Origin of the sequence: Rhodopirellula islandica (assembly GCF_001027925.1) — a bacterium.
GTDB classification, from domain to species: Bacteria; Planctomycetota; Planctomycetia; order Pirellulales; family Pirellulaceae; genus Rhodopirellula; species Rhodopirellula islandica.
The window spans coordinates 79,783-93,222 of the sequence record NZ_LECT01000029.1; the positions used below are offsets into that span (position 1 = coordinate 79,783).

7 protein-coding genes are annotated in these 13,440 nt (G+C 58.5%); 5 read left to right on the forward strand and 2 right to left on the reverse strand.

Annotated elements, in window-relative coordinates; genetic code table 11:
- Positions 1–402 precede the first annotated feature (402 nt).
- Positions 403–2,589: an RNA polymerase sigma factor gene (locus tag RISK_RS15100; RefSeq protein WP_047815144.1), complete on the forward strand. Its 2,187-nt coding sequence runs from the start codon at positions 403–405 to the stop codon at positions 2,587–2,589.
- Between the two features lie 497 nt (positions 2,590–3,086).
- Here the strand turns inward: RISK_RS15100 and RISK_RS15105 are convergent, their stop codons facing one another.
- A complete protein-coding gene (locus RISK_RS15105; protein WP_047815145.1) occupies positions 3,087–6,050 on the reverse strand; it encodes a PQQ-dependent sugar dehydrogenase in 2,964 nt (987 codons plus the stop codon).
- Between the two features lie 196 nt (positions 6,051–6,246).
- Between RISK_RS15105 and ftsY the strand changes: the two genes are divergently transcribed.
- From ftsY to RISK_RS15120, 3 genes are all read left to right on the forward strand, one after another.
- A complete protein-coding gene (gene ftsY, locus RISK_RS15110; protein WP_047815146.1) occupies positions 6,247–7,245 on the forward strand; it encodes a signal recognition particle-docking protein FtsY in 999 nt (332 codons plus the stop codon).
- Positions 7,246–7,250: 5 nt separating this feature from the next.
- On the forward strand, positions 7,251–7,832 hold the full coding sequence (gene miaE, locus RISK_RS15115; protein WP_047815147.1) for a tRNA-(ms[2]io[6]A)-hydroxylase: 582 nt from the start codon (positions 7,251–7,253) through the stop codon (positions 7,830–7,832).
- Positions 7,833–8,098: 266 nt separating this feature from the next.
- Positions 8,099–9,175: a hypothetical protein gene (locus RISK_RS15120; RefSeq protein ID WP_047815148.1), complete on the forward strand. Its 1,077-nt coding sequence runs from the start codon at positions 8,099–8,101 to the stop codon at positions 9,173–9,175.
- Positions 9,176–9,222: 47 nt separating this feature from the next.
- Here the strand turns inward: RISK_RS15120 and RISK_RS15125 are convergent, their stop codons facing one another.
- Positions 9,223–11,457 carry a sigma-54-dependent Fis family transcriptional regulator gene (locus RISK_RS15125; RefSeq protein WP_047815149.1) on the reverse strand — a complete coding sequence of 745 codons (2,235 nt, stop codon included), beginning with the start codon at positions 11,455–11,457 and terminating at the stop codon, positions 9,223–9,225.
- 190 nt (positions 11,458–11,647) lie between these two features.
- On the opposite strand from RISK_RS15125, the gene RISK_RS15130 reads away from it, so the two are divergent.
- Positions 11,648–12,997, forward strand: a complete 1,350-nt coding sequence (locus tag RISK_RS15130; protein ID WP_047815255.1) for a DUF1598 domain-containing protein — start codon at positions 11,648–11,650, stop codon at positions 12,995–12,997.
- Positions 12,998–13,440: the final 443 nt, after the last annotated feature.

Here is a 13,440-nt window from a genome sequence, read left to right on the forward strand (position 1 = left end):
CATTCAAAAGCCTTTGGTTTCAACCCAAGGTTGGGATGGTAGACATGCAGCGCCAAGTCGCGAGGGACGTCGAATTGATTGCCGACGTTTTTGGACGCGTCCTTCGTCGAGCGTGTGAACCGTAGTGGACGAGGCAACGAGTCCTTCCCCACGCAAGGGACTCGTTGCCTCGTCCACTACCAAATGCGGCACTGATTCAAGCGCCGCCCCGAGCGACAACAGTTGTTTTCTAGCGAAATTCACATTTTTCGCGCGCCGTGTGGGCTTCAGCCCCCACTGTCTTCCTGAACACGCGATGATCAGGAGTGGCGAAATCCGCTTCCCAGCGTGTTCGCCGCGGCACCTCGGCTCACCCTGAGACGCCGCTGCCTTGCTTCTCAGTCGGAAAGGAACGGGATCACGATGCCCAGCGGGAACTCCACCATTGAAGCAGCGGAACCACTGCCTCCGCCAATCGAACCCGATGTCCGACCGGTTCATTCATGCGATCGTCCCGCGGACAATGCCACCGCAGCCCGTTGGGATGACCTCCATCCGACCGACGCGGATCTGCTCGACGCCTGGGTCACGGACGATTGCCTGGAAGCGCTCGACACCTTGGTCCGGCGTTACGCCCAAATGGTTCTCAGCGTTTGCATCCGACGCTGCCACGATCGGACCGACGCCGACGACGCCATGCAAACCACATTCTTGTACCTCGCCCAATCCGCGAAAAAGATCCGACACCCCGAGCGGTTGGCCGGATGGCTGCACCGAGTCGCCCAACGTGCCAGCATCGCGACCATGATGTCACCCGAACGCGCTCATCAGGATTTGTCTGACGTTCCCTCGACGCCCATCGACCCGCTGGAACGACTGACACTTCGTCACCAAGCCATCGTGTTGGACGAAGAACTCTCGGAACTGCCTGAAAAGTACCGCTCCGCGATTGTGCTGCACCTTCAGCAAGGTGTCTCGGTCACTGATACCGCCAAGCGAATGGGCACGACGGAAGGTTCCGTGCGTGGCTGGATCGCGCGCGGCAAGCAACGCCTCGCCCGACAGCTTCGACTGCGAGGCGTCGTCCCGATGGCCGCATGGGCCGCGGCGCAAGCCTGGAGCGTTTCCGAGACGATGGCCGCGCAGTCCGCGTTCGAACTGACTCGTCCGCCCACCACGGGATCCTCCTGCAATTCTGACTCGCCCCCCGGCGCAGACGTTGGCAATTCCAATTGGACCGGATCCACCTCGACTTCCAACTTCTCGGCTCTTGAATCTCATCTGACACAAGGAATCGCCACCATGCCTGTCGTCACCATTCTTGGATCCACCGCCGCCGTCGGATTGGCTTTGCTGGTCGCGTTCGCGGTCCCCGCAGGCGATGACGAAACGGGACGCACCGCCAGCGTCCTGACCTTCGCTACCGCGGACGAAGACTCGCCGCCGGTGCTCGCACAATTCGCGCAGGGCACCGTCGCCGGCAACCCAAATCCCCCTGTTCCAAACGCACCTCCTCAAGGATCGGCACCATCCGGCATTCCCGCGCAACTTCCAGTTGTTTCCCCTGCACCCGCCACTCCATATCCCCCAGCCACTCCACCAACGCCACCTGAACCGCCAAAGGCAGCCAGCCAAGTTGCGAAGCGAGTGGCAGAAACGTTGGATCAGCCAACGACACTGTCATTGGAATCGAACATTCGCTCGCTTCCTGAAACCTTGCAAAGGTCGATTCACATTCCCGTCCTGCTCGACAGTCAGGGAATGACACTCGGGGAAGTCGACATGGACAGCGTGCACGTCCAATTTGATTCCCAAGGCGATCAACCGCTTCGCACCTTGCTGCGGAAAGCGTTGGAACCTGCGGGATTGAAAGCGGTTGTTGATGACGATGGCCTGTTGATCACCACCGACATGACCATGTTGGCTCGGAGAGGAATTTCGACGGACCGCTGGTTGGATGTGACGCCCGAACAAGCCAAGACAATCGATGAAGTCATGGGCAAAGAAGTTTCCTACAACTTTCTGGAGACACCGCTGGAGGATGCTGTTCGAGTGATTTCCGAAGACCTCAATTTCCCCATCCTGATTGACAAGCTCACCCTGGAAGAAATCGGTCTCACAAACGACACCCCGGTAAATCTTTCGGTCCAGTCCATTTCTTGCCGTTCTTTTCTACGCTTGATGCTTCACCCCATGGGGCTCACCTATCAATACAAGGATGAGGTCTTGCAGATCACCACCCAGGAAGCGGGCGGCGAGAGACTTCGACAGCGGTTGTACTTCCTCGAAGGCACCGGTCTGCCACGCGGAGGCGACCCTGGAACGATTGAGATGATCACCTCGACCATCCAGCCCGATGCTTGGGAAGCACTCGGAGGCTACTCCACCATCAGCTCCGTCAACCATTCGCGAGAAGGCCGTCCCGCTTTGCTTGTCAGTACAACCGACGATCTCCACAAAGAGATCGAAGACCTGATGCTTGCGCTTCGCGAAACGCACACCGGTGAGGACCCCCGTCTATCCGACGAAGAATTTGAGCAGCAACAGAAGAATAGAATCCAAGCAATCGGCGGTGGAATGGGCGGAGGAGGAGGCGGCGGAATGTTCTGAGCAACGCAAACGCTGTCGACACATCAACAGAAGCACCTGCACGAGTGCAGAACGATCGTCCTCCTTTGTTCCGTCGACCAGTTCCCATCACCATCGCCAGACACGGTCACGACGCACTGCATTTTCTAACCACCCCGCCGACAACGATCCCCCTGTTCGACTGAGGTCGTGCAGTTTATCGAGGCCGCATTTTGGCGGGTTTCGGCATTTGAGAACCTCTCCCGAAACGAAGTTTGGGGGGAGGTCGAGCGACGCCGTTCAGGCGTACGCGAGGGAGGGGGCCGAGCATGGGAAGCGGCGCGCACTGCCCTCCCCCGGAAATCTCGCTGAACGCTCGCTTTCCGACCCCTCCCGCTGCACGGGCGGGGTTCTCAAGGCAGTGCAAGCACAGCACTATAAAACTGCGCGACCTCGACTCTCTCAGGCAGACCATCCCTCACCACCGGAAGCGCGAGCGAGGGACACCCCCAACTCCTACAACGGTTTCACTCAACGCATCAATCCGCAACCGGCAACTCGCCGGCTTCGTTGGTTTGCATCAGAAATTCGAGCAGGTCCGCGACCTCCTGCGGAGTCATTGCAGATAGCAATCCGGCCGGCATCAAGGATTGTTGGTTGGGCTTTCTGACTTCGATGTCCTCGGAGTGCAGCGTCGTTTGAGTTCCATCGGCTTGCTGGACAACGACGACGTCATTGTCTTCACGAAGGATTCGGCCGGCGACCAAATCGCCGTCGACGGTCAACAACGTGTGACTCTGCCATTCAGGTTCGATCTTCGCACTCGGGTCAATGATTCCTCGCAAGATTTCAGCGCGCGTTCGACGCTTGCTGATTCCCGCCAGCGACGGCCCGAGCTCTTTGCCAAGACCGCCGATGCGGTGGCATTGCCGACACTGGGACGCAGCGGATTCATAGAACCACTGCAAACCTCGTTGAGCGTTTCCCTCCAATGCCAACAACGCGTCCGCGTCAGGTGAATCGCCCACCAACAACGTTCGTTGGCTGGGATCGATCCAAGGTTGCAGCAGTCCTAGCACCACCGGCGAATGAGAAAACGCTGCCTGGTTCAACACGTCTGCGACAACGTCCTTCGCCTTCTCGGGTGACACCCGCGAAAGCTTCTGCCACAACAACATTGCCTGCAATGTCTGGTTGGTCTCTTCATCTGAAACGGCAACTGCTTTCACCTCCTGATGGGGCGACATCGATTCCACCCAATCCCACAGCAACTTTGCACCTTCCAAGTCCACCGCGGAGCATCCCACGCGAGGCATCTTGCCCGGACCACCGGTTGCAACCCGGTAAACCAAGGCCGATCGTTCGGGGTGCCCAGGATCAACCACAAGCGTGTCGGCTCCCAAACCAAAATCACCCTGGACCGCAGGCACATTGATCAAGGCAGTTTGCTTCAACGGTTTGATGTGTCTCAGATCCATTTTCGATGTCGCGCCGCCGGCGGGGCGATGGCAATGCGCGCAGTTGGAATGCAGATACGAGCGAGCCCGTTGTTCAAGTGACTGGTCTTCGTCAGCCGGATCCACCATCTCGTGGCCCGCTTTCACTTTGGCAGCAACCAAGTGACCTGCTTCGGCGAGCTCCGACCAAGATCCTGGACCGGTCGCGTCCCGCAAATTCTCCGGCACCAGCGACGCGGCCCCCGGGTTGGCGACGTTGTGACAGGTGATGCAAACATCGCGAGGATAGAAGCGGTGTTCCCAATCACGCGGTCCCCAGATCGGGTCGTCCACGCGAAACTTCTTCGTGGCTCCCATCGCAGGAACCAACGTCGCGTCGGTTTGTGCTTCGTTCCAGGCAAACGTGGTTGGGTTCCAGTTCAAACCATCATACGACAGGACTTGGGTTTCCAAGCGAATCGTCTTCGGAGTGCCCTTCGAATCCAAAACGTCGCGGACCAACGTGTTCGCAAACACGGTCCCGGGCAGGTAGCGGTTTCGGACCGGATTGATCGGCTCTTGGCTGGGGACACCGAAAACTCGAAGCGTCCGAATGCCATCGCGAAACATGGTTGCGACCGGTTGGTAGGCAACCACACCTGGGTTTGGAACCAAGCTGGTTGTGTCAGCAAACAACCCGGTTTCGCTGAGATGTTGTGGGAAGGCCAGGGAATCATCCACTGATTCATTGACAACCAACCGATACAACCCACCGGCGTAGTCCACCAGCAGCACTTCCGGGATCGGCCCCTGCTCGCTGACAAAGAAATCAATGATTTTCAAACCGGTGCTGGCAATCTTTCGCGGCACCGGTGGCTGGCCGGTCTTGGATTTCGACTGCGTGTCGATCGACCACACGTTGCCGTTCATGAAGCACCCGCAGAGGTACTGTTCCGACAGCGCCAAGTTATCGCTTGAATCAAAGGCGGCCGGCGGAACAAACACGCCTCCCGTGATCGACTGCGATTCACTGCGAGGGAACACGACCTCGGGCAGGATCACGGTTCCGGGGCCCGGGGTTTGTTCCAGATCCACCGGATGGGGACCTTCGTACAGACTCCAACCATGATTTCCACCCGGGACAATCCGGTGCACCATCTCGCATTTTTCCCAGCCCACATCGGCCACCCACAGATCATCGGTCGCAGGATCAAACGCGGCGCGGAAACCATTGCGCAATCCGATCGCGTAGATCTCCCTGCGTGCTCCCTCGACATCGACGAACGGGTTGTCATCAGGGATGCGATAGGGCAACTTCGTTCCGTCCGCTGCTTGGCTGGTTTGATTCACATCAATCCGCAGCACACTGCCGCGAAGGTCGCCGATGTTCTGTGCCGTTTTATTGACATCCGGGGGAAACGGCAGAGAACCGTCGCCGGTGGTGATGTAGAGAAACCCGTCGGGTCCAAAGTTCAACGACGCCCCAATGTGATCTCCCGAGGGATAGGACAACAAATCCAATCGCGAATCCGGATCGATCCGCGGTAGAGCAAGATCTGGTGAGTCGCTGCTCCCTGCATTTGCGATCTCTCGTTTGCTTGGCAACTCCATTTGGAATCGCGAGACGCGGGTGCCGCCTTCCACGTCATGCGGGCGGATTGACCACACGACATACAGGTAGCCGTTGCTTTCAAAATTGGGATGCAGCGTCAGGTCTCGGGCAGCGGCGAACAGTTCGTCGGGGTTCTTCGTCTGGTTGACTTCGTTGATGTCCAATGCCAGGTCCATGGCCTCGACATCGTCTCGATTGTCGAATGTGGACACATGCCCGTTCACTTGCAGCACCAACCGCCGCTCGGTGCCCGGCAAATCCATTGCGGTGATTGGCGATTGAAGGCTCAGTTTTGGGTGAACGCGTTCGACCTTCATCGGCAGCGGCGGCTCGGGGGTGCCCTGCAGTCGGGAATCCGTCCATTCAGGGCGATCCGCCCTGGCGTTTGCTGCGAAGGCCAACAGAAGCAGAAGAACGACCGGGAACGGCCGCAGGTGAGCGTTCGGCAGAGACATGGGGATGACGAACCGTGAGATAAGAAGAGGGGGATGCGGCCCATCTTAACCGAAGCGGTGCACGAACCATGGCCTCGATGGACTTCCCCGGGTGGTGGATTTCATCGCATTGCGACACAATTCCAGGGGCCGCCTTGTTTTCGACGCGGTCCCGTTTTGTTCCCCACACGCTCCATTCCCAAACGTGCATTGATCGATGGCTTTCTGGCGATCCAAAAAGAACGACTCGAGCGACGACTCCTCCACCTCTTTTTCGCCATCGGCCGGTGAAGAAGCCTCCGGCGGCCTGTTTGGCAAGATGAAAAACGGCCTGCAGAAAACTCGCCGGGTCCTGGGAACCGACATCCGTGACCTCTTCAAAGCAGAGGGCCGTCTGGTCGACGAAGAATTCCTGGGTGAGCTGTTCGCACGGTTGGTTCGCACGGACATGGGGGCGGGTCCCGCCGGCCGAATTCGCGATCGCGTCGCGAAAGATTTCCGAGGCCGTGTGGTGCACTTGGAAGAAGTCGTCGAGACCATCACCGAAGACATTCGCGAACAACTCAAGCAAGATCACGGTGACCTTGCCAAAGCCGACTCGCCCCCGACCGTGATCTTGGTCGTCGGCGTGAACGGAAGTGGCAAAACGACATCGATCGGCAAACTCTCGCATCACCTTGTCTCGCAAGGCCACAAGATTGTCCTGGGTGCAGGCGACACCTTCCGTGCTGCCGCGGTCGAACAGCTGACCATTTGGGCGGAGCGAATCGGTTGCGAAATTGTGACCGGCCCCAGCGGTGTCGACCCCGCCAGCGTCGCGTATCAAACGACCGAAAAAGCAATCGAGATCGGTGCGGACTACGCAATCATCGACACGGCTGGCCGCTTGCAAACGCAAGGCAAGTTGATGCTGGAACTGGAAAAGATCCGTCGCGTCATCGACAAAAAACTGCCGGGTGCACCTCACGAAGTCCTGTTGGTTCTGGACGCGACCGCCGGTCAAAACGCGATCAGTCAGGCAAAGGGATTCAGCAACGCGGCCGGTTGCACGGGGATCATCCTGTCCAAACTGGACGGGTCCGCCAAAGGTGGCGTTGTCCTGCCGATTCGCGAACAGTTCGAATTGCCAGTCAAGTTCGTGGGGCTGGGCGAAGGCATCGAGGACATGACCAAGTTCGACCCGGACACGTTTGCCGCGGCGTTGTTGGAGGCATAATCGCAATGCTTCATTTGCAATCTGAATCAACGAAGCGTTGGCTCGAACAAGTCGACAATCATCTCGACGAGTTGTTGCTCGATCATGCGCACTGCGAACGCAAAGCCGCGTCGACCGCGATGAACCTGATGAACGCCTACACCGAGAACCTCGACATCTGCCGCGAGATGGCAACGATCGTGGAAGAGGAACTCGAACACTTCTTCATGGTCGTCGACATTCTGAAACAACGTGACATCCCGTTCCGGCGAATCGGTCCCGGTCCCTATGGTCGAAAATTGAACGGGTTGATCCGCCAGAACGATCCCAACCGGGCGGTCGATCGACTGCTGGTCGCCTCGTTGATCGAAGCTCGCAGTTGTGAGCGGTTCCGCTTGCTGGCCGAACATGTCGCCGAGCGAGACCCCGAATTGTCCGCGTTTTACGCAGGGTTGTTTGAAAGCGAAGCCCGCCACCACACGACTTACGTGAAGCTCGCCGAACACTTCGCGGACCGCGAATCGGTTCGCGATCGTCTCACGGAACTGTCCAAGTTGGAAAGTGAGATCATCGCCGAGGGCAGTGACCTGCCCCGCATGCATTCCTGACCGGATTGTTTCACGGCTTCCCGTTCGCAAACCTGCCGTGCTGCATGTGCAACGAAAACCGGCTGGCAAGTTTCACACTCAAGGTCTGCGTTCGCCTGAAAAATGGCGATCATTCTGGCATCGAGTTTGCGTTGCTTGCCCATCGCGGGAACGATGAAACACTCTCCTTGCTGCCGAGAGTCAGCCCGCATCCATGATGGAACGGAATTGAGTCGGATGACCCGACTGACACCGTCAATCAATTGTCTGGTCGCGGAGACACAGTGATGAACTTCTTACAAACTCGAGTCACGTCTTACACGGTTGCGTTCGCTCTGGCTTGGTTGGCCACCGACATCGCCGCAGAGGAAAACGCTCAAGCCCTCTCGTTCGATTTGCCACCGACCGCGGTCGCCCGCCCAGTCGACCTTTCGAATCGCATGACCCCAACCGCTCAAGCCGGCGAGTCCATGCAAATCGAATTGCATTTGTCGTCCATGGTTTCAGGCACCAAGCTTCCAACGATTGACCGCTGGATGGTTCAAGTCGTTCCTCGTGCCGCGTCCTGGCGAGTGCTGGACTATTCACCACGCACCGAAACGGGAACCGACTACGCCACGCCCATCCAAGTCAAACGTTCTGATGAATCCACTCGTTCCATCGGGATCGCCGCGGATGGTGGCTACGGTCACTTGGCCTCCGCTCACTTGGGTGCCGACAACGGCGACAAGCAATCCGAAGCGATCCAGTTTGACAAACACGCTCCGTTGCATGCCGTCTCCGCCGCCGGAACCATCGAACGTGGCCGAGGTGTTTACTACAAACTCCGCTGGACGTCGCAACAGATCTTGGAAGGTGAAAAGTCCTTCCAAGTCGCCTTTGATGTGCCGCCTGGGTTCCGTGCTGGAATGCTCGATGTCGTCGTGATGGCCTACGGCAAACCCGCGAAAACCAATCCGATCAGTGGCGTGTGGGCTGAGATGCCCCTGTTGGAAACCAGTTCCTCCTCCACGATGCTTGGCAAAGCCCACTTCACCGTTGCCGTTCACCGCGAAGGCGACGACGCGGCCTGGAGCTTGGCTCGCCAGTTGGCTTCCGCTGAAGTTCGGCTGCGACAGGCTGCTTCCGGGTATCGCGCCGACACGCCGATTCGTTCGCTTCCAACCTTGATTCGGCACATGGCCGCGAAAATCGATGTGGACTCGGTCGACATCCATGGCGACTGGGCTGATCGATTGATCGCCGGCCAAGCGGACCCCTACATCGATCCCGTGATCCGAAAATTGCCCACCGACTTGCGAGTCGTCGCCCTGGACTACAACGACAGTCGCCGAGCGTTGCTGGCACTCAGTGAAAAACGATAGCGAGTAGGCCGGATCAAGCCGCTGCGGCGCCGCTCCGGCAGACTCAGCTAGTCTTTCTGGGCCTTCTTCAACTTGCGATCCAGTGTGCTGCGTTCGATTCCTAAGATCATCGAAGCGCGACTCTTGTTCCCGCCGGTCGATTCCAACACCCGGCGGATGTGACGCATTTCCAGCTCCGCCAAGGAAAGCTCCAGGTCATCGGAGTCATCCGCCTCCGACACCTTCCCTGAACTTGCCTTCGAGGCGTTCCCTTTCGATGGCCCGGCGACCAAAGTGATCAACAGATCGTCGGCGTCCAGTTCGATCACGTTGCCGTCGCCGCCAGCATCCATCGGCGACATCACAACGGCTCGCTCAATCACGTTTCGGAGTTCACGCACATTGCCGGGCCAGCGATGGCGTTGCAACTTTTTCTCAGCCAGCGACGTGAACTTCAATCGCCCGCGAGCCATCGACTCAGCGAACGAATGCAAAAAGTGATTCGCCAGCAAAATCACATCGCGGCCACGTTCTCGGAGTGGCGGCACCAAGATTTCGACCACGTTGAGCCGGTAAAACAGATCCTCTCGAAAGGTCTTCTGCTCGACCATCGCGCGCAGATCACGATGCGTCGCTGCCACCACGCGCACATCGGTTTGAATCGGTGACTGCCCACCGACACGTTCAAAGGGATGACCTTCGAGGACGCGAAGCAGTTTGGCTTGCAGGTCCAAGCTCATCTCGCCGATTTCGTCCAGCATCAAGGTGCCGCCAGAGGCGACTTCGAACTTGCCTCGCTTTTGTTGGGTCGCGCCCGTGAAGGCACCTTCTTCGTGGCCGAACAATTCCGACTCCAACAGATCCTTGGACAACGCCGCGCAGTTCAAACACACCAGCGGCCCATCGCGACGTGGACCGGCGTGATGAATCGCCGACGCCACCAACTCCTTGCCCACCCCGGATTCGCCTCGCACCAAAACAACTGATGGCGTCGGGGCGACCTGGGCAATCTGTTGTTGAACGAGCCGAATCGGCTCACTGTTTCCCAAGATCTGAATTCGCCCGGCCAACTGCCGACGCAAGCGACTGATCACCGCCTCGGACTTCTTCAGCGAACGCGTCAACGATGCCTCTCGGTGAATCGAGCGGATCGCCTGGCAGAAGATTTCTCCCGCCGCGACCACGTTTCGCAACTGGTTCGCGGTCAAGGCGGGCTTCCCCGCTGGAGTGGTCACATGGACCAAACCGACCGGCAGCGATTTCTCACGAAGCAAAGCGTTTCGTTCCGCCGGGGCCTCGTCACCTCTTTCAGAAACCACAGGCCGAAGTGGCGCTAAAATGATCGATTCGACATCGATCTCGCCTGCTGTGTTTTCGGTTGCCAATCGGCGGTCGCCCAGAACGTTGCGAGCCAAAATCGCAGCGGACTGAGGTTGCAAGATAGGTTGAATCAGCGGCGTTGGCGGACGGCGGTAACGTGTGCCAGCCGGTTGACGAACCAAACGTGGAGGAGCCAGCCCAGCCCCCTCAAGCAAAGCCGCTTTTTGTTCGGCGTCGAACAGGTACAACCCAATCGTCGAACCCGGCATCAAATCTTCGAGCGTTTGCATCAATGTTTCGCCACACTCCTCGATCGATTCCGCTCGCCCCAGCGCGAACGCCATCGCCAGCAACGGATCCACCGCGTCTGAATCGGACGAATTTTCGACTCGCGTCGGATTCGGTTCACGATTGATTCGGCCGGCCAAACCGCTGGACATGATCTGGGAGACAACATCGACCTCACTCTCGCCGTTGTCACCGTCATCATCGGAACAATCGCTCTGCCAATCGCCGCCCAGGTTGTCCTGCGTTGCCCCGTCGTCGACCGCCCCGGAGCCGTTGGGGGACGCCGCACCGGGGACGGAGGGCAGCCGAACGGGGGGACGCGTCAGCGTGGCAGGGTTGCGAGTGAAGGTCAGTTCGAAGCCTGCAATCTGGAGCTGGTCAGCTTCCTTCAGCACCGTTGGGGCCTTGATTCGCCGGGAATTGACCTGCACCCCGTTTCGCGAATTCAGGTCCACAATCGCCCAAACAGGGCCATCCGGAGTGATTGCCGGTCGAATCTCTGCGTGCTGCCGGCTGGATTGCGCACTGCGAAGCACGATGGGATTGGACGAAGAGCGGCCGATTGTCCAACGCATATCGCCCGACAACCGAATCACATCCGTCCAGCGCATGCCGCGGTGAACCACCAAATAGGCGTCTGGGGGCGATTTCGCTGGAGCAGCGTCGGGTTCAGTTGTGTTAGATTTGCTTGTCACTGGTAGAGCCTGCAATTATTCTAATCATAGACTGCGGGTTCCCCCCACCGCCGGTCGACTTTCACCATCCCTTCTCTCCGCCAGCCGGATACACGTCTCGATGTGCTCTTCTCTTCTTGGTCGCCCTGTTTCCGGTCGACCCATCCAACGCGGCTTTGGGTCTTGGGTTCGTGCCATGCAATTGCCAGCGTTGGTGTTGCCCGCAGCCATGTTGACAGCTCTCTGTGTGGCCATGACGGCTTCCACGGCAGACGCCGGCATTGGGCTGGGGAATCAACAGACGGTCGGTGGAGTGATGATCGCTCCGGATGGCAGCGTCCGCGCCGCCACCATCGAAGAACAGAAGGAAATGGCCCAAGTCGTCCGCAACGCCATGCAGGTCCCCGCGGGCGAGTTGGCGGAAGCCACCGATCGCCGGGTCATTTCGCTAAACGGTTTGCAAGCTGCCCTCCAAGAAGCTCACGAATCCGGCAAACACCTCGACACCGAAACCATGTTCCTCGCTGGCATGCAGCGGATTGAATATGTGATCGTTGACGAAGAGAACAACGACATTCTGCTGGCCGGTCCCGCCGAGCCTTGGATGGTTCGTCCCGATGGACACGTTGTGGGAACGAAGACCGGCGGATCCGTGCTCCGGTTGGATGACCTGGTCACCGCTTTCAGCAGCGTTGAAACCGCTCGCAACGACGGCGGCATCCGTTGCTCGATCGAGCCCACCGCCGAAGGTCGCGTGCGTCTGCAAAACTTCTTGAAGAATGTCAAACTTCGTCCCGGACAAAACCCCGCCTACCTTGAAGCCGGTATGCGACAAGCCTTCGGCCCACAGCAGATCTTCTTGGCCGGAGTGCCCACCGACAGCCGTTTCGCTCGAACCTTGGTCGCCGCTGACTTCGAAATGAAACGCATCGCGATGGGACTGACCCAGTCACCTGTTGCTGGCTTGCCCAGCTACCTTGAGATCGCCAAGAACCAAGCCCAGTCCAGTGTCAGCAGCCCTCGTTGGTGGATGGCATGCGACTACGATCCGATCGCTCATGACGCCGATGGACGCGTCTGGAAGATCAGTGGTCAAGGCGTGAAAACGCTGACAGAAGACGACACGTTCGACAAAGAAGGCAAGGTCCGCTCGACCGGTCGCCAGAATCCACTGGCAACCAAATGGGCCGACATGATGACCGAGCAATTCGAAGACCTTTCTCGCGAACGCCCTGTCTTTCGTGACCTTCGCAACGCCATGGACCTGGCCGTCGTCGCGACCCTTGTCACCCAGCAACAACTCGACCAAAAATCGGGCATCGACCTGAGCGTCCTTCGTGGCAAAGATTCGCAAGTCGAATTGGCCAGCTATGACATGCCCAAGACCCTTGAGCCTCAGTGCAGCTTCATCAAAGGCCGTGCTGGCTGGACCGTGACCGCCTCCGGTGGCGTCAACGTCAACGCGTTCGCCGTCTCTGAAAACGCCGTGATCGACGAAACACTGGGCAGTGTTGCTGTTGCCAGCGACTCGGCCTCACGTTGGTGGTGGAACAGCAAGTAACGAGTCGTATTGCTAACGAGTGTTTCGGGTTGCAGATTCCTTGTTCCCAGGCTCTGCCTGGGAACACACTGTCTTGGAGGCTCCGCCTCCCAATGATGTCTCAGCAGGCCGAGCCTGCAGTGCATTGCGTTCCCAGGCAGATCCAGGGAACGAGAAAAAGCCTCCTTCCTTCAAGTCGACATCCCTCGCAGTGCCCCCTGGCAACTCTCTGAAATCCTTTCAGATTCGCAGTCCAATTTGCGGAAGCAAACCAGGCAGGCGAAATGTCTCGCCAAAGCCAACACTGCGTTCGATTCAGTCGCGTGCCACAACCGTGGGGCAAGTCTGGACCACGCAATGTTTGATGTTGACGGCCCGATAGCGGATGCAGCTTTTCTTCCAGCTTGCTGTCTTCCTTCAGCCCGGCAGGGATGTCAGATGGTAGCCGGGGGTTCCTGCGTAGC